Origin of the sequence: Arcobacter suis CECT 7833 (assembly GCF_003544815.1) — a bacterium.
In the GTDB taxonomy this organism is placed as follows: Bacteria; Campylobacterota; Campylobacteria; order Campylobacterales; family Arcobacteraceae; genus Aliarcobacter; species Aliarcobacter suis.
Map to the genome: position 1 here is coordinate 1778671 of NZ_CP032100.1, position 18899 is coordinate 1797569.

Consider the following 18899-nt stretch of genomic DNA (forward strand, 5'->3'; position numbering starts at 1 on the left):
TTACTTTTCATAGATTCTATAATATTTACCTTTAATTTTCTCTTTTGATAATTTTTCTAAAACAAAAGAGATTTTTTCTTTATTTATTGCTACATAAGAAGCAAAATCTAAAATATCAATTTTCCCTATATCCTCTTTTTTTAAGCCAATTCCAGCAGTCATCGCTCCTAAAATATCTCCAGCTCTTAATTTTTGTTTTTTTCCACCATTTATAAAAATAGTTCGTAACTCTGAATCAATTTTATAAGATAAATCATCTTCAATTTTATCAATACTTTCATCTTCTATATCGCTAAAAGTATCTTTTATAAGCTCAACTCTATCAAAATCATTATGAGTGTACAATGAAATTGCCATTCCACCTTTTCCCGCTCTAGCAGTTCTTCCGATTCTGTGAGTATGAATTTTTTCATCTAAAGATAAATCATAGTTTATAACCAAATCCACATCATCAATATGAAGTCCTCTTGAAGCCACATCAGTTGCAATTAAAATAGGATATGATTTATTTGAAAATAAAATTATTGTTTCATCTCTTTGTTTTTGCTCTAAATCAGAATGGAGTGTTAAAACATCTAATCCTAAATTATATAAATCATCAGCTAATTTATCACAAGTAATTTTCATATTACAAAATATTAAAATTGATTTTGCTTTGTTTGAAGAGATAAGTGCAGGAATTAAAGTAGTTTTATTTGATTCTTCTACAGAATAGAATTTTTGTTTTATATGAACTTTTTCTTCATTTTCAACTTTTACAACAACTGGATTTAATAAAACATTTGAAGCTAATTTTTCTATATTTTTTTCATAAGTTGCCGAAAAAAGAAGTGTTTGTCTATTTTTTGGCAAACTATCAATAATTTCCATAATATCATCATAAAATCCCATATCAAGCATTTTATCTGCTTCATCTAAAACTAAAGTCGTAATATTTTCTAAATCAATATTATTTTGTTGAATATGTTTTAATACACGTCCTGGAGTTGCAACAATTATATGTGCTTCGTGACTTAAAGATAAAACTTGTGGTTTAAAAGGAGTTCCACCACAAAGTGTAAGAACTTTTAAATTATGAATATGTCGTGAAAGTTTTCTGATTTCTAATGCTATTTGATTTGCCAACTCTCTTGTTGGAGCTAAAATCAAAGATTGAATTCTAAAGTTTTTGATATTTAATTTATTTATTATTGGAATACAAAAAGCTACAGTTTTTCCAGAACCTGTTTTTGCTTGAGCTATTAAATCTTTATTGTCTAAGCTTAAAGGTAAACTTTTTTCTTGAATTGTTGTTAATTTTGTATAACCCAAAGTTTCTAAGTTAGAAAGAAACTCTTTTGGAAGATTTAATTGTGAAAAATTTTCGATTAAAATGGGAAGCCCTTTATAGTTTTTTATATATTATATCCAAAACTATAAAGTACTATTAGAGAACTACTATTTTTTTTCTATTTTTTTAAAAACATAAGAAATAACTAAAATAATCAGCACTATTGTAAATAAACCAACATATTTAAAATCTTCACCTAAACTCAATATATATTCCCCTGCTGTAAAACTTGCATATCCAATAACACAAGCCCATAAAACGGCTGCTAGTGCATTAAAAATTGAGAATTTTATAGCTGAATATTTTGTAATTCCCATAGCAAGTGGAACTAAAGTTTTTATTCCATAAATATATTTTTGTACAAAAATTACAAAAGAACCATATTTTCTCATTAAAAGATGAGCAAGGGCAATTTTTCTACCATATTTTTTCATCATATCTTTTGCATAATTTTTATTTTTTCTAGCTAGAAAAAACAGAAATTGACCTCCAATAAAATTTGAAATAGCTGCAATTAAAATACAAATATAGATATTTAAATCTCCTGAATAAGATAGAACACTAGCAATTGCAAGTCCTACAAATCCTCCACCAAATGAGTATAAAAATAGAGCTATATATCCCCAATCTCTAATAAAATCTTCCATAAATTACGCCTTTATTCCAAAAAAATCTAATGATTCAAGAACATCATCATCTTCTATATCAATAGTTTGTTCTTTGATATTTTCTTTTGTTTTATTTATTATGTATTCTTTTACTTTTATTTTTACATCATTAACATCATCTACAATTACAAAACCACTAAATTGGATTTCATTGTCATAACAAAGTAAAATTCCATCGCAAAATTCTTCAATAAATTCGCTAATTTCTCTATAATTAATATCTAAAGCACTTGCATTCCAACCATAATTCTCAAGTTCTTTATCTTCAAATAACTCAACTCCATCACTTTGGTGATCAAAATAAAGCATATTCTCTTTATTTAAATCAATAATATTTTGCCAATTTGAAACAGGTTTGATTTTACAAATTGTTCCAGTAATTGTTGGTTTATAATCTGCAAAAAGTGCAGATGCTATTGCTTTTGCATCTAAAATTGAAGCTAATTGTTTTAATTCTGTATTTTTATAAATTATCGCTTTTTTTTGTACTTCCTCTATTTTTGTGTAAATATTTCCATCTACATCAATAATAATTGGAGTTTGAGAAGCATATAAATTTAAAATATGTGTAATATCAATATTAAGTTCTAAATCTTTTATATTTATTTTTTTCATTTCTTTATATTCCTATTCATAAAATATAGCGATTTTATCCAAAGTTATATTAAATCTAAAATTTTGCAAAAATAAGTTTTTTTTCATACGAATTAAAGATAAATAATATATAATCTACTCGGTGTTTAAGTTCTATAAAGGGTTAATAGTGTTGTTAGAAAAAATTTTAAATATATTTTTGAAAAAAAATAATATTAAAACTCTTTTTTTAGTTGATATTTTATATATGAAAGATTTAAATGCTATTTATGATTTTAAAAATGGCGATTTCATAATTAAACAACTAGAATTCATTCTTAAAAATAAAACAAAAGAACTTATAAAACAAGAATTAAAACGAAATATTACAATAAAAGTCAAAAATACCCATGCTGATGTGTTTGAAATCCTTTTATTGGACAATCTAAGCATTCAAGAAATTATCATTGTAAAAAATCTTATTTATGAATGTATCATATCAAATAACTTTAAACTTTTAAATAGCAATGCGAGTATAAACATCGATATAACGATTGGTTGTGCTAAAAGTGAAGATAAAAATATTAAAATTTATGCTGAAAAAGCTTTACATAATGCAAAATTAAATTTTATTCATTATATGTATTATGATTCATTTTTATATAAAAATGAATCAATAAATGAAAATTTACTTGATGTATTAACTTATAGTATAGAAAACAATTTGGCAGAACCATATTTTCAAGCTATTATGGATAATAATACAAATAAAATAGTTAAATATGAAGCTTTAATGAGAATATTTGATAAAGATGGTCATATGTTAATGCCAAATATTTTTATTCATAAAGCAAAAAAATGTAGACTTTATAACAAACTTATGGAAATTTTAATTGATAAAATCATAATTTATATTCTAAAATATAAAATTCATGTTAGTATAAATCTAGATTATACAGATATTTTAAATCCTCAAATTAAAAAAACTTTAGTTAGTAAAATTAGAAATAATAATATTGGTAAATATTTAACCTTAGAAATATTAGAAAGTGAAAAAGTTTCAAATTTTGACACTGTAAATGAATTTATAAATGATGTAAAAAAATTAGGTGTTAAAATAGCAATAGATGACTTTGGAACAGGATTTTCTAACTATGAAAATATCTTAAATTTAAATATTGATTATATAAAAATTGATGGTTCACTAATCAGAAAAATTGACGAAGATATTTATTTGAATCTAATAAAAAGTATTGTTTTGTTTTCAAAACAACAAAACATCAAGGTTGTTGCTGAGTTTGTTAGTGACTTAAAAATTTTAAGATATGTAAAGAGTATAGAAATTGATTACTCTCAAGGTTATTACGTAGGAAAACCAATGCATATAAAAGAACTGTTTGGAGAAGAGATTTGAAACAAGAACTAAAAAAAATAACTGATTTAACTATAAATGACCTTTTAAATAATGATATTATACTTCCTTCTACATACTTTGATAAATTTAATTATCATGCAAAAGAGTTAGAAATAGATTTAGATGATGAAAATTTTAAACATGAAATAAGCAAAATCATTTTAGAAGACTTCCAAGCAATAGAAAATTATATGAGTCTAATTGCAACGACAGCATCAACTCTACAAGAAAATACAAAAAATGCCACAGATGCCATATTAAATAAAGACATTGATTCTTTAAATGACATATACAAAAAAATGCTTAACTTAGAAGAAGAAGTAAAAAACTTAAATAATAAACTTTTTGTAGATGATATTACTAATACTTTTAACAAAAAATGGATTTATAAAAAGTTTTTAAATGATAATGCTCTATTCCAACAAAATGGTATTTGTATTTTAGTAGATGTTATTGATTATTTTTATATTCAAAAAGAATATGGAGAACTTTTAGCAAATAATTTACTAATTTTTGCAACAAAATTTATTAAACAAAAACTAGAAGATGAAGATTTTGATTATCAAATGGTTAGATACAATGAAAATAAATTTTTTATTTTTATAAAAAACTTAACAGAAGAAAAAAAAGATGTTATTAATTCTATTTTGAATTTAGAACATTTATTATCAAATACAACTTTAAAAAGTAACTCAGGACTTTTTATAAAAGCTAAATACGAATTTAAAATTTCTTCATTTAAAATAAATCAAGAATCAAAAGAGATTTTTGAAAAATTACTAACTCAAGAAAGACAAATATAAAACACTATTTTATTGTTTTTACTTGAGTTAAACTCACTTTTAAAACTTCATCAATAGAGAGCTTTTCTCACTAATTTTATAAATTCAAGTGCTTTTTCATTATCTCCATGAACACAAATAGAATCACTTTTTAAAAATAACATATGCCCATTTATACTTGAAATAAAACCTTTTTCTTTTAGATTTACAACTCTAGATAAAACATCTAATTCTTCATGAATGATTGCATTTTCTTCCATTCTTGAAACCAAAGATCCATCATCATTGTAATTTCTATCTGCAAATACTTCAAAAAGTAGTTTTATATCATATAGTTTTGCTGTATATTCATATTCTTCATTTTTTGGACCTGATATAACCATAAGTTTTATATTTTTATTAAAAGATGAAATAGCATTTAAAACTGCTTTAAAAATATTTTCATCTCTCATCATGTCATTATACAAAGCACCATGTGGTTTTACATAAGAAAGAGCTGTGCCATTTGCTCTACAAAAAGCATTTAAAGCACCCAATTGATATAACACTATAGATTTTATCTCTTCAAGAGAACATAACATTGTTCTTCTTCCAAAACCTAATAAATCATGATAAGAAGGATGAGCTCCAATTGTTACATTGTATTTTTTTGCTAAAATCACACTTCTACTCATAGTAACCGCATCACTAGCATGAAAACCACAAGCAAGATTTGCCATATCAATATAAGGCATTATCTCTTCATCATTTCCCATTTTCCAAATACCGAAACTCTCACCCATGTCACAATTTAATTTTATAGCCATAACCCTATCCTAATATTGATACATATGATACTTTTTATTTTCTGCTGCTTTTTTTTCTTCAATTTTTTTATAAACATCTAATGCTTTTTGTTTTTGCTCTATATTTATCTCTTTTGTTTTATACTCTTTTATAATACTTTCTAAAACTAAAATATAAACAATAGAGTTTAGTTTTAAAGAATCTTCATTTCTCATTAATTTATCTAAATCAATAGCATAAACAGCTTCTGAAAAAGTAAAAAAAAGTCTTTGAGAAATATCTTCAAGTCTATATGAATAACCTAATATAATCAAAAAGTTTTCTTCAAACTCTTTGTCTAAGTCCAATTTTTTTAATTCATTAGCAAAAGAAACAATTTGTTCTTCGTATTTTGTAGCTATTTCATTAGCTTCAACTATTTTATTTTTAAAACTATAAATAAAATTAGAGATTTCGTTGATTAGTTCTATTTGGAATCCTTTTTCACAATTATTCTATTATATCTATTATATAATGTAAATCTAAAAATTACAAAAAATATTAGGAAAAATTATGAAAAAATCACTTATCGTTTCAACTCTACTTTTAACTTCAACATTAACTTTTGCCCTAGATTTAGGAAGTATTACAAAAAGTGTTGTTGATACAGTTTCAAAAGACACAGGAATTGCCCAACAAGTAAACAATGCTACGTCATCAACTACAAATAGTAATCTTGATAATGCAACAGTTTCAAATGGGCTAAAAGAGGCTTTAAAAACAGGAGTAACATATGCTACAACTCAGCTGGGAAGTAATAATGGTTATTTAAACAATAAAGCCGTAAAAATTCCTCTTCCAAATAATCTATCAAGTGCTGAAAAATTAATCAGATCAGCAGGTGGCGATAAAATGGCTGATGATTTAATAAACTCAATGAATACAGCAGCTTCAAAAGCAGCTCCAAAAACAGCTGAAATTTTTATCTCTGCAATTGATAAAATGAGTTTAACTGATGCTCAAAAAATTCTATCAGGTGGAAACAATGCAGCAACAGAATATTTCAAAGCAAATACAACTGAATCATTAAAAAAATCAATAGCACCAATTATTCAAGAAACAATGAAAGAAAACCAAGTTGCAGGTTATTATGAAAGTGTTAATAACTTATACAAATCAAATGTAAAAGGTTTAGTTGATAATAGTGGAGTTATGGGAATGGCAAAAAGTTTTGGAGTTGATTCTTATATTCCTGGAAATTCAAATGAAAGTTTAGATGAATTTGTTACAAACAAAGCAATCGAAGGATTATTTACAATGATTGCTCAAAAAGAAGCATCAATTAGAACAAATCCTACTGAACAAACAAGTTCAATTTTAAAACAAGTTTTTGGGAAATAAGATTTTTTCTTAATCCCCACTATGAAGAGCAAAATAGCTTTTCATAGCGTTGTTTTTTACTAAACTAAGATTTAAATCTATAAAATCAATTTGATTTTTTTCAAATTTATAAATATAAGTTTTATCAAAATTCTTCAATAAATTTTCATAAAGCTCACCTTTTGTATCCACAATAAAAACTTCTTTGTTTATTTCATAAATATAAATAACATTTAAAATATATTGTCCATTTATTTTGTAAACCAAAAATTCATAATGCGCAAACTCTTTTTTTTCTAATAAATCCATAGAATAAGCTTTTATATTCTCTTTTAATAAATCTTTAAAAAAAGACAAAGCTTGACCATTCCATGAAACATCATCATCAGTATGAATATACTCCACATGAATATTATCAGCTTTCAAAGTATAAGCTTCAAGAACATAAGAATCATATCTTGTTTTTGTTTCGATATTTAAAACTGGAAATTTATAAAAATTATCTGAATCTATTTTGAATTTTAATTCATTTTCATCAAGGCTAAAATAAGGTCTTGATAGTTTTTTTATTGTTTTAAAAAATGAGTTGAAAGCATCAATAATCATGCCCATTTTGGAACCTTTTATTTTAGTATACTATAGTTTAGTAAGTAATTGTAAAAGAATTATGTAATAGTAAAAAATTATTCTAACTATTTGCAAACTTTTCTAAAGAAACACCCTCAAGTCTATAACCAATCCATTCAGTTTTTGCAACTGCCCCAAAACTTTCATAAAATTCTCGAGAAGGAGTATTCCAATCCAAACAAGACCATTCAAATCGCCCACAATTTTCTTCAATAGCTTTTTGTGCCAGATATTTTAAAAGAGCTTTTCCAGCACCTCTTTTTCTTTTTGATTCACTAACATATAAATCCTCAAGATAAATACCTTTTTTGCCAAGCCAAGTTGAGTAATTGTAAAAATAAACAGCAAAACCAATAGCAATTCCGTCTTCTTCACAAATCAAAGCATATGCTGTTGCATTTGAAGAAAAAAGTGATTCTTCAATCTCTTCTGCTGTTGTTTTTACTTCATTTGGTGCTTTTTCGTAAATGGCTAGTTCCATTATGAAATTGAAGATTATTTTGGAGTCTTTTGGGGTTGCATTTCTTATTTTTAGGGGCATTTTTATTTCACTTTTATATTTTATCTTTATATTCTGCACACATTTCAATACTTTTATATTCAGGGAACTCTTTTTCATATCCTTTTTTCAAATATATTAAAATATTAGTTATTAATTTTATTGAATCATCAAGCTTTAAAATCTTTAAAGGATTAGGTACAACATTACCATCTATATATTTATCAGGTCTTTTTGTATTCTTAGTCATTGCAGTAAAAGAATTTGAATATAAAGCAAGATTTAATTGTAGGAAATGCAAATCTTGTAATATTTTATTATGCATGATGGATACTAAATCTTGGGTGGAAATTTTAGATAACGAATTATTAATTTCAAATAATGTTTCTATAAACCTATCATAATCAAGATAAGAAATTTTTTCATTTCCTTCTTCATTTTTTAAAGAAATCAATTTCATTTTTATTAAGCATAATTGAAAAAAGACACTTCTAACTTTATTTGAATGTTCAACATTTTTCATTTTTATGTTTATATCAATATTTAATATAACAGAATAAGATGCTAAAAGAGCAGAAACTAATATGCCAAGTGCGCCAACAAGATTATTATTTTTTTCCCAATTATTAGTAACTAAAACAATTACTACTATTAATAAAATAAATGCAAATGTTCTCAAAAACATAACCATATACTCAGATGGTATCATATATGAAGTAATTTTTTTCATAGTTTTCCAATAATAAATTTAAAAGTATTGTATTCTTTATGAACTATGAAGATAATTAAATTAGATATTAAAAAACTAGCCCTCTAAATATTTAAAAGAGCTAGTTGTATGAGGATTCATCAAGGCGCATAACAGAAGATTTATGCAAATAGCTCTTTTAAAGAGCTTTTGCTGTAATTCTTGATAATCTTTTCGCAAACGCAACTGTATCAGTAATTTCCATACCTTCACTTAGTTTTGCTTGGTCTAATAAAATCCAAGAAACATCTTCGATTGTTGATTCATCTGCACAACCGTTTAATTTTTTTACGATTTCATGCTCTGGGTTGATTTCTAAGATTGGAGCTGATTCTGGCATTGCTTGTCCCATTGCTCTGAACATATGAGCCATTGCTGCCATTTGAGCATCTGCTGCATCTTTTACTACGCATGATGGAGACTCTGAAAGTCTATTTGTAACTTTTACATCTTTAACTGCATCACCTAATTTATCTTTGATTTTTTTAGTGATGTCTTGGAATTTTTCTTCAACTTCTTTTTTTGCTTCTTCTGATTGTTCTACTTTTGGAGGTTCACAAGCTGTGATGTCTTTGAATTCCCAATCTTTGTAAGCACCAATTGTTGGAGTGATGATTTCGTCAATTTCTTTATCATCTAAGATTAAAACTTCGATATTATTTTTGTTATAAGACTCTAATAATGGTGAACTTCTTAAGATTTTTTCATTATCTCCAACGATATAGAAAATTGCTTTTTGTTCACTATCAGCTCTTTCTTTGTAAGCTTCCAATGAAGTCATTTTTCCAGCTTCTGCTTTTGATGATTTGTATCTTAACAACTCTAAAATTGTCTCTTTATTCATATGGTCTTGATATACACCCTCTTTTAAAGGTCTAATATATTGAGCTACAAACTCAGCATATTTTTCTTCATCTTTTGATAATTTTTTGATTTCAGCAAGGATTTTTTTAACACTTCCTTGTTTGATGTTTGCTAAGATTCTATTTTCTTGTAAAATCTCTCTTGAAACATTTAATGGTAAATCTTCAGAGTCAATAATTCCTCTTACGAATCTTAAATAAGTTGGTAATAACTCTTTTTCATCATCAGTAATAAACACTCTTTTAACATATAGTTTAACACCACTTTGAAAATCTGCTCTGTACATATCCATAGGAGCTGTTTTTGGGATGTAGAAAAGTGTTGTATATTCGTTTACACCTTCTGTTTTTGTGTGAATTGTAAGCATTGGCTCAGATGAGTCATGAGAAATTGATTTATAAAATTGATTATAATCATCTTCTTTTAATTTTGCTTTTGGTTGCATCCATAAAGCTGTTGCTTCATTGATTTTTTCATGTTTTCTCTCAGTTGTTTTTGATGGTTCTTTGCCTGCTTTTTTGTCTTCTTCACTTAAAGTTTCAGTCACTTCTTCGTTGTAATTTAAGAAAATTGGATATGCAATATGATTTGAATATTTTCCAACAATATTTTGAATTCTGTGTTTTGAAGCAAACTCAGATACTTCATCATCTTTTAATTTGATATAAATAACTGTACCATTTGACTCTTTTAGTGCAGGTGCTAAATCAAACTCACCTGTTCCATCACTTGACCATTTATACGCAGTTTCTTCACCAGCTTTTTTAGAGATAACATCTACTTTATCTGCTACCATAAATACTGAATAAAAACCAACCCCAAATTGACCGATTAAGTTTGAATCTTTTTTTGCATCACCAGTTAGTGCTTCAACAAATGATTTTGTACCTGATTTTGCGATTGTTCCAATAGAAGCTATTAAATCAGCTTCATTCATACCAATACCATTGTCTGAAATTGTTAAAGATTTATCAGCTTCATCAAAAGAGATATTAATCTCACCTTTCCAATCTGCAAATGATTCTTTTAAAGACTCATCAGTTAGTCTAACATAGTTTAGTTTGTCGATTGCATCACTTGAATTTGATACAAGCTCTCTTATAAAAATCTCTTTATTTGAATATAAAGAGTGTGTCATTAAATGTAATAATTGTCCTACTTCTGTTTGAAATTGATGTTTTGCCATTTCTAATTTCTCCTATAATTTATTTAATTTTAGAAGAGAATTTTATCGCAACTTTATAAAAGTAAGCTAAAGTTTTTGTTTAGATTAGCACTTTTTTGTATTGAGTGCTAATTTAACTAAAAAAAAGTTCAAAAAAGATAAACTCTATTTTTAAAATCAAGGATTAAAAAATGAATAAAGATACCTTTTTAAACGACTTACAAAAAATATATGACTTTTTAAACGATGAAAAAACACAAACTAATAAATTAATAGCCCATCTTGAAAATGAAGAGTTTGATAAACTAGGACTCATTGATGATTTTGCAAAGGCTTTAAAACTTGAAATGACAAGTGATTTAAGATTTGCACTTGTTACTAGACTTGTGAATCTAAGGGATGATTCTTTGGTTCAAGTTTTAAAAAAACTTGAAAAAAATGAAAAAGAAATTATAGATTTACAAGAGAAAGCTTATGGTTTTGTAAAAGAGTATTGGCACGAAAAACATACAAAATTAATAGATTTAATAGTTCAAAATAATCTTTTAACTCCTTTTTATAGGGAAGTTTTTATAGGTGTTTATAATGTTGGACTTCAAATGACAGCATGGCAAACTTCTTGGACAGCACATATTATAAATGGTGTAAATAAAGATTTAATGGCTAAATTTGAAGGTGATGAATCAAAAATTATGAAATATCTTGAAGATGAAAAACTTTTTGATTTAGGACATGGAGGAATCACTGCTGATAGATGTTACTCTGCTTTAGTTAAAGATGGTGACAAATACAAATCTCAAGCATATATAAAAGCTTTCAAAAAAGAAACAACTGAAGTTGTAGATGCACTTGAAGAATTTGCAGATAAACTAATCGAACTTGAAGATGAAATCTATAATCAAAAATGGGATTATGTTTTATATATTCAAGCACTTATTAAAGCCTTTAGTGAAGACCGAACTGATGAACTTGTGAGTAAATGGGCAGATGTAGATAGAGCTTGGATGAAAATAAAAACTCCAATTCAAATCGGACATCCCTTAGAATATTATGAAGACCACTTTAGAAAAGCAGTTGCGCTTGAATGGGATATTAGACTTACAAATCCAAAATTTGCACAAAATGACCATAGAGTAAATAAAATAAAATCAGCATTTGCAAAAATCTATTCTAGTTTTGAGTCAAATGAGAAAAGTGAACAATATAAAAAAACTTATGATTTTTCTTTAAAATCACTTGATAAAGTGCAACTTTATGTTGGACGACCAGCGCTATTTTTTGGGGCTGAATTTAATGGTATGTTTTCAGCTCAAGTTGTTCCAAATGATGAAATTGTAAGTTTAGAAGAAGGTAAAAAAATCTTTGCATTTTCAGATGAGATTTTACAAACAAGCCGTGCAAAACCATTTTTAAAACTAAGTTCTGAAATCTTTGGACAAGAAATCTTAACAAAAGATAGAACATTCCTTTTTAATGAAACTGCATCTTGGCATCAAGTTTATGACATTAGCACAGTTGGGCATGAATATGGACATATTTTATGGTGTGATGATGAAACAGAATCAGTTATGAATAAAACTGGAAACTTCAAAAATATTGAAGAATTCAAAGCAACAACAGGTGGATTAATTTCATACTTTTTAGACCAAGATACAGATGAACTTCACTTAAAATCACAAGTTTTAATTGACCTTGTAAAAAGAAGTGTTGGACTTATTGGTTGGATGGAAGTTGATGAAGTTCAACCTTATTATTGTGAAGGGTTAATTCACTTAAATGGACTATTTGACACAGCTGTTTTAGCTTGGGATGAAGAGAATAAAAAATTAAACATTGATTTAAGTGATGAAAAATATGAAGCTTTAAAAGCTTGGTATATAAAAAATTATACAGCGTTAGCAAAACACTATTTAGACAAAATTGATGCAACGCAATTTTTAAATAAATATGCTTCTAAAACAGAAAAATATTTTATGCCAAATAATCCAACAATAAACTCATTTGTAAAACATTATTTCAAAAGATACCAAGAGATTGGGCAAGAGTTAGATACAGTTGATAAAAAAAGTAATTATATAAAATAAGAGATTTTCTCTTATTTTAACTTCTTTGTTATTTTTTGAATAATCCTTTGACAATAGCAAATATTTTTGAAATTCCTAAATATATTTTAGATTTAAAACTACTATCTTGATTATTTAGATATTTTACTATTTCATAGTTTCCAAACATTGAAGCAAACATTATAGGTGTTGTTCCCATTCCATTATTTTCATAGATATTTGCACCTGCTTTTACCAAAACTTTCACAATATCTATATAACCTTTAAAACAAACACCTGCAAGTGGTGTTTGTCCTCTATCATTTTTTTTATCAACATCTGCTCCAAAAAGAACCAATAATTCAGTTGTTTCAATATTTCCATTATAAGAAGCTAACATTAGTAAGCTATTTCCTTTATGGTCGCATAAATTTACAGGCATTCCTGAACCTAACATCATTCTTAAGTCTTCTGTCATTCCTTGTCTTGCAAAATCTAAAGCCACAATTTGAAGTTCTTCATATCTTTTTAACTCTTGTTCTGTTGCTTCCATATTAGATTCCTAAAGCTTTTTTAACTCCGCTCGCATAATCAGGATGAACTTGCTCAAAAAGTGAAATTTGTCTATCAACAATATTTCTTGGAACTCCATCCATAGCAGCTGCAATATTACTAAATAATTGTTCTTTTTGACTTACACTCATAAGATTAAACAATGCAGTTACTTGTGAAAAATCATCATTTCCAATTCTGTGATTATATCTATCAGCTACATTTCCAGTTTCAAATGCAGGTTCTGCAAAACTTGCATCTTCAATAGGTCCACCAAAACTATTTGGCTCATAATAAACATCTGTTGGTTCTTTTATTTCATAATTCATACTTCCATCTGCATGATAAGTATTAACTTCAACGATTGGTCTATTTACTGGCAACATTTCATAGTGTGTTCCAACTCTATATCTGTGAGCATCTGGATATGAGAAAATTCTTGCTTGTAACATTTTATCAGGTGAAAAACTGATTCCAGGAACTACATTTGATGGTGAAAATGAAGCTTGTTCTATTTCATTAAAGTAGTTTTTTGGATTTTCATTTAAAGTCATAACTCCCACTTTTATCATTGGATAATCTTTATGAGGCCAAACTTTTGTTAAATCAAATGGATTAAAACTACACTCTTTTGCTTCTTCATTTGTCATAATTTGAATTTCAAAACTCCATTTTGGAAAATTCCCAGCTTGAATATTTTCAAATAAATCCCTTTGATTTGATTCTCTATCTTTTGCAACAATTGCTTCAGCTTCGGCATTTGTAATAGTTTCAATTCCTTGAAGAGTTTTAAAATGGAACTTAACCCAAAATCTTTCACCACTAGCATTTATCAAACTATAAGTGTGAGAACCATATCCATTTACATGTCTATATGATTTTGGAATTCCCCTATCTGACATTAAAATAGTAACTTGATGAAGTGATTCAGGGCTTAAAGACCAAAAATCCCACATTGCAGTATTGCTTCTCATATTTGAGTGGGGATGTCTTTTTTGAGTGTGAATAAAATCAGGAAATTTATAGGCATCTCTTATGAAAAATACAGGAGTATTATTTCCCACTAAATCCCAATTTCCCTCTTTTGTATAAAATTTAAGCGCATATCCTCTTACATCTCTTTCGGCATCAGCAGCACCTCTCTCACCTGCAACTGTCGAGAATCTAAGTAACATCTTAGTTTTTTCGCCCTTTTGTAGAACTTTTGCTTTTGTGTATTTTGAAATATCTTCTGTAATTTCTAAAACTCCAAAAGCTCCGCTTCCTTTTGCATGAACTACTCTTTCAGGGATTCTTTCCCTATTTTGGTGAGCTAATTTTTCTATTAGTTGATAATCTTGTAAAAGAACAGGACCTCTCTCTCCTGCTGTTAGAGAATTTTGATTATCCGAAATTGGATTTCCAGCCGTTGTAGTCATAGTTTTTTGCATAGTTTTTTGCATAGTTTTCTCCTTAGTTTATTTGAGGATAATTATTTTCCTCTAATAAACTTATTCTATACCTAAGAAACTTAAACTCTGATTAAAAAATATACATTTACTTGATACTAGGACTTATGCTTTTCCAATCTTCTCTTAACTCTTTTACAAGACTAAATCTATCATTTGGGTTTGCTAATTCACCATATTCATAAGGAGTTACCACAACTAAACCACCTTTTAACAGACTTGTAAAAGTATTTGATTCAATTTTTGAACCAGAAAAAATTGAGAACTTCATTTCAAATCCACTTATGTCATAAAACTGTGAATTTTTTCTTATGAATTTTGTATATTTATCAAAAATCAAACAATCAACTACAACTTTTGAGCCATCTTCACTTAAATCTATTTTACTAACTTTTCCAATTTGTACATTTTTATAATAAACAGGAGCATCTACATTTACACTTGAAGCTGTAATATCATCTACTTTAAATACTGTTCCAAAGTGAGATTTATCAACTGATGGTTGTCCTTCTAATCCTTCAAATTTTGTTTGAACAATTTGATTATCACTTTTTATAACTCCAATATTTACAGCCATAATTGTAGAACCAGCATTTGCAACTTCTTGAAGTGAAATTCTTGGTTTTTTCAAATAATAAACAGTTCCAGCTTTTGCAAAAGAAGCAAAATCACTATAAATCAAAGCTTTTACTTCAACTTGTTGTTTTTCATTTAATCTTACATTTGTTACTTTTCCAACATTTACACCTTTATAAGTAAGTTGAGAAAAGTTTGCTTGTAGACCTTCAACGTCATTGAAAACTATAGTTATACTATTTGTAGAATTTTTCATTTGATCTTCAGAAGCAAATATTTGTGGTTTTTCAAATGATACAGTTGAATCAGTATTAAGTTCAATTGAACCATCAATTAATGAAGAAAAATTATCAACTTCAAATAAAACTCCACTTAAACTAGCATTTAAATTTACTGCTGCTTTTTTATAAAATCTACTTTTATCAGTTATATACTTTTTAAAAGGAGAATAGATAAATAAACTAACTTTTGATTTTCTATCATCAAATTTTATATCTTTTACAAAACCTATTTCTTGATTTTTGTACATAATTGCCATATCTGGTTTTATTTCAAAATCATTATAAAAATCAGCATTTATTACAATTCCACTATTACTAAATCTATTTAATTTCTCCACATCTTTAAAAGAACTATATAATTTAAACTCTTTTTTTGTAAGTTTATCATCTATTTTTTCTGATATAAGACCAATTGCTCCATTTAATAAAGGTTCTATTCCACTATAATTTATATTTAAATTTAGACTTTTCATCTCAAAAAGTTTTGAACTCATATCATAAAAAAGATTATTATCATTTACTAAATCTTTATATTTTTCATCTATTGAAATAGAAATCTTTACATTTTTTAAATCAGCTGTTAAAGCATAATTTTCAACTCTTCCTATTTCAATATTTTTATAATAAACCTTTGATTTATTGGTAATTGAATTTAGATTTTCACTTAAAAGTTCTATTTTTATATTGTTATTACTACTATTTATATCTTTTTTATTAATTGCTGTAAAATTACTTTTAAAATCACCTTTTTTATACTCTAAAGATACAAAATTTCCTTTTATTATATTTCCTAAATTTTTAACTCCATCCAAAGAAAAAGTTGGCTCTTCCACGAAAAATTTAGTTTTATCTGTCAATAAATATTTATACTCTTGATAAATAAATGCTTTAGTATTTAAAATATCTTTGCTTAATTTTACTTCACTAATTTTTCCTATTTCAATACCTTTAAAAATAATTGGAGTATTTTCTTCTATCCCATTTACATCAATAAAATTTATATTAAAAAACTCTTTACTTTTTAAATCATCTTTTTTTCCATATAAAATATACGCTTCATCTTTTGAAATTTTTTCATCCTCTTTATTTGGAGTAACAACAGTAACTCCTCCAACTAAAGCAGAATATAAAGAACCAACTTCGATATTTAATCCACTAGCGCCATAACTAACTTTTAAAGCTTCATTTATTACAAACTGTGAACTTCTATTTACCAAATAATTAAATTTATCATAAATATAGGCTGTAAAATAAACTTTCTCAAAAATAAACTCTTTAGCAATAATCTCACCTATTTGAAATTTATTATAAAAAACAGGAGTTCCAACTTCCACATTATCTTTGTCATTTGCAATTAAGGAAATATAATATCCATCATCGTCAAATTCATCATTTGGTTGAGTATCTAAAGCATTAAAAAAATATTTAGAAGTTCCTTTATCATACTCTTCTTGAGTTTTAAAAGTTGGTGATAATTCTATTTTATAACCACTAATTAAAGTATTTAATCCTGAAATTTTTGTAAGAGAAACTGTAGGTTTTTTTATCCAAAAAGAAGAACCTTCACTTGCCACATATTTTGAAACTTCATTATCAACTAAAATATTTACTTTTACACTTTTTAAGTCTTCATGCATAGAAATTTTTGTTACTTTTCCAAGTTGTAAACCTTTGTATTCTAAAGTAGTAACATTCTCTTTTAAACCTTCTGCACTTTTGAAAATAACACTAATATTAGTACCTTTTTTCATATAAGATTCATAAGCAATCCAACCTAAAATTGCCAAAATAATTAATGGTAAAATCCAAATAAATGAAACTGGTTTTTTATCTTCAATTTTTGGCTCGTATACTTGTTGTTCTATTATTTCCTTACTCATCCCAAATAATCCTTGTGTCAAATCTATTTGCTGCTATCATTGTTAAAATTACCATTAAAGCAAAAGAGGTTGCAGCGATTCCTCCTTTTATATTAAAAATCTCATCAAGTTGTACTATTGAAGCTAATAATGCAACCACATAAATATCAATCATTGACCATTTTCCAATGGCTTCGATAAATTTAAATATTAATATTTTTCTATTATTTTGCATTTTTACATTTATTTTTAAACTTATAAAAATAAAAAGTAAACCAACAAGTTTAATCATAGGAATTACAACACTTGCAGTAAAAATTACAATTGCAATAAAATAACTCTCCATATCCAAAAAACTAATAACACCTTCTAAAATTGTACTTTCAACTTTTACTCCAAGTCTTGTTACTTCCATTATTGGATAAACCATAGCAGGAATATAAAGTAAAATTGCACAAATAGTAAGTGCTAGAGAAACTTGTAAAGAATTTTTTATTCGTTTTCGTACCATATGATTACATCTTGTACAAACAAAATCATTAAAATTCTCTTTTTCATACATTTTATGACAATTTTTACAAGATATTAAAACCATTTATTCACCAAATACACTTTCGCCTACAAATTTTCTGTTTGACATATAAAAACAAAAAATATAAGCCAACATAATATAAAAACCAATATCAAATTTTGTAGAACTTACCATTCCTATTAGTTTTATATATGTAACAATAATACTTATTATAAAAACTTCTATAAATCCCCAATGTTTGAAGAAATGAAAACTATCATGAAGTAAAGTATCAGTAAAAAGTCTTATTTTTGTTTTTTCTTGAATAAAAGCAAATATAATAACTAAAGAGTTCAAAATAGGTGCAAGGATGATTGTAAAAAAAACTACAAAGGCTACAAAAAAGAAATTTTGTTCTAAAAGAATAGAAACTGTTCCAATTAAAGTAGCTTTTAGTTCATTTTCATTTATATTCAAAGTTATTATTGGATAAACATTTAAAATTCCAAAAAGTAAAAGTGCTGAAATTGCATAATATAAAGAGTCAAATGAGTGTTTATTTTGAGTTTTTAGTTTACTATTACATCTTGGACATCGTTGAGTTGTACTTATGTTATTGTGTGTTTTTATAAATAATCCACAGTTATAACACTCTATAATCTCTTCAATATTTTTATCCATAAAATCCTAACTCTTTTTGTTTCCGCATTCTAACATAGTAAACTTTTTTTCATTCTAAAAACTCTTTAAAATTAAATATATTGTATTATTGCAACGCAATTATGCAAATAAATAATATTTTTTTAAAGGTTAAT

General features: G+C 26.3%; 18 protein-coding genes. 4 read left to right on the top strand and 14 right to left on the bottom strand.

Annotated elements, in window-relative coordinates:
* From dbpA to ASUIS_RS09195, 3 genes are read right to left on the bottom strand one after another with little or no spacing between them, the layout of a single operon-like run.
* Positions 1–1398 (bottom strand): ATP-dependent RNA helicase DbpA, encoded by a 1398-nt coding sequence (dbpA, locus tag ASUIS_RS09185; RefSeq protein ID WP_328587677.1) that lies wholly within the window; start codon positions 1396–1398, stop codon positions 1–3.
* 39 nt (positions 1399–1437) lie between these two features.
* A complete protein-coding gene (locus ASUIS_RS09190; RefSeq protein WP_118886756.1) occupies positions 1438–1977 on the bottom strand; it encodes a DedA family protein in 540 nt (179 codons plus the stop codon).
* Between the two features lie 3 nt (positions 1978–1980).
* Positions 1981–2613 (bottom strand): hypothetical protein, encoded by a 633-nt coding sequence (locus tag ASUIS_RS09195; protein WP_118886757.1) that lies wholly within the window; start codon positions 2611–2613, stop codon positions 1981–1983.
* 148 nt (positions 2614–2761) lie between these two features.
* On the opposite strand from ASUIS_RS09195, the gene ASUIS_RS09200 reads away from it, so the two are divergent.
* Both ASUIS_RS09200 and ASUIS_RS09205 read left to right on the top strand, forming a co-directional pair.
* On the top strand, positions 2762–3985 hold the full coding sequence (locus ASUIS_RS09200; protein WP_118886758.1) for an EAL domain-containing protein: 1224 nt from the start codon (positions 2762–2764) through the stop codon (positions 3983–3985).
* Entirely contained in the window at positions 3982–4788 is an 807-nt protein-coding gene (locus ASUIS_RS09205; RefSeq protein WP_118886759.1) for a diguanylate cyclase domain-containing protein, read from the top strand. Before ASUIS_RS09200 ends, ASUIS_RS09205 begins: the two co-directional genes overlap by 4 nt.
* Positions 4789–4838: 50 nt before the next feature.
* Here the strand turns inward: ASUIS_RS09205 and ASUIS_RS09210 are convergent, their stop codons facing one another.
* Together ASUIS_RS09210 and ASUIS_RS09215 are read right to left on the bottom strand one after the other, a co-directional pair.
* A complete protein-coding gene (locus ASUIS_RS09210) occupies positions 4839–5573 on the bottom strand; it encodes a 5-oxoprolinase subunit PxpA (protein WP_118886760.1) in 735 nt (244 codons plus the stop codon).
* Between the two features lie 9 nt (positions 5574–5582).
* The gene (locus ASUIS_RS09215) at positions 5583–5900 is read right to left on the bottom strand and encodes a hypothetical protein (RefSeq protein WP_118886761.1); all 318 of its coding nucleotides are present in this window, start codon (positions 5898–5900) and stop codon (positions 5583–5585) included.
* Positions 5901–6105: 205 nt separating this feature from the next.
* On the opposite strand from ASUIS_RS09215, the gene ASUIS_RS09220 reads away from it, so the two are divergent.
* Complete coding sequence (locus tag ASUIS_RS09220) at positions 6106–6933, top strand: DUF4197 domain-containing protein (RefSeq protein ID WP_118886762.1); 828 nt, start codon at positions 6106–6108, stop codon at positions 6931–6933.
* 9 nt (positions 6934–6942) lie between these two features.
* Here ASUIS_RS09220 and ASUIS_RS09225 read toward each other — a convergent pair whose 3' ends face one another.
* The 4 genes from ASUIS_RS09225 to htpG form a co-directional block, all read right to left on the bottom strand.
* The gene (locus ASUIS_RS09225) at positions 6943–7524 is read right to left on the bottom strand and encodes a hypothetical protein (protein WP_118886763.1); all 582 of its coding nucleotides are present in this window, start codon (positions 7522–7524) and stop codon (positions 6943–6945) included.
* A gap of 76 nt (positions 7525–7600) precedes the next feature.
* Complete coding sequence (locus ASUIS_RS09230) at positions 7601–8080, bottom strand: GNAT family N-acetyltransferase (RefSeq protein ID WP_118887672.1); 480 nt, start codon at positions 8078–8080, stop codon at positions 7601–7603.
* A 13-nt stretch (positions 8081–8093) separates the two neighbouring features.
* A complete protein-coding gene (locus tag ASUIS_RS09235) occupies positions 8094–8768 on the bottom strand; it encodes a hypothetical protein (RefSeq protein WP_118886764.1) in 675 nt (224 codons plus the stop codon).
* Positions 8769–8925: 157 nt separating this feature from the next.
* Positions 8926–10836, bottom strand: a complete 1911-nt coding sequence (htpG, locus tag ASUIS_RS09240; RefSeq protein ID WP_118886765.1) for a molecular chaperone HtpG — start codon at positions 10834–10836, stop codon at positions 8926–8928.
* A 170-nt stretch (positions 10837–11006) separates the two neighbouring features.
* On the opposite strand from htpG, the gene ciaB reads away from it, so the two are divergent.
* Complete coding sequence (gene ciaB, locus ASUIS_RS09245) at positions 11007–12899, top strand: invasion protein CiaB (protein ID WP_118886766.1); 1893 nt, start codon at positions 11007–11009, stop codon at positions 12897–12899.
* A gap of 28 nt (positions 12900–12927) precedes the next feature.
* On the opposite strand, the gene ASUIS_RS09250 is transcribed toward ciaB, so the two are convergent.
* The 5 genes from ASUIS_RS09250 to ASUIS_RS09270 form a co-directional block, all read right to left on the bottom strand.
* Positions 12928–13410 carry an ankyrin repeat domain-containing protein gene (locus ASUIS_RS09250; RefSeq protein ID WP_118886767.1) on the bottom strand — a complete coding sequence of 161 codons (483 nt, stop codon included), beginning with the start codon at positions 13408–13410 and terminating at the stop codon, positions 12928–12930.
* 1 nt (position 13411) lies between these two features.
* Positions 13412–14839, bottom strand: a complete 1428-nt coding sequence (locus tag ASUIS_RS09255; RefSeq protein WP_118887673.1) for a catalase — start codon at positions 14837–14839, stop codon at positions 13412–13414.
* A gap of 106 nt (positions 14840–14945) precedes the next feature.
* On the bottom strand, positions 14946–17594 hold the full coding sequence (locus ASUIS_RS09260; RefSeq protein WP_118886768.1) for an MlaD family protein: 2649 nt from the start codon (positions 17592–17594) through the stop codon (positions 14946–14948).
* Positions 17587–18168, bottom strand: coding sequence for a paraquat-inducible protein A (locus tag ASUIS_RS09265; protein WP_118886769.1), 582 nt, complete (start codon positions 18166–18168; stop codon positions 17587–17589). The genes ASUIS_RS09260 and ASUIS_RS09265 overlap by 8 nt, the downstream gene beginning before the upstream one ends.
* Entirely contained in the window at positions 18169–18765 is a 597-nt protein-coding gene (locus ASUIS_RS09270) for a paraquat-inducible protein A (protein WP_118886771.1), read from the bottom strand.
* Positions 18766–18899: the final 134 nt, after the last annotated feature.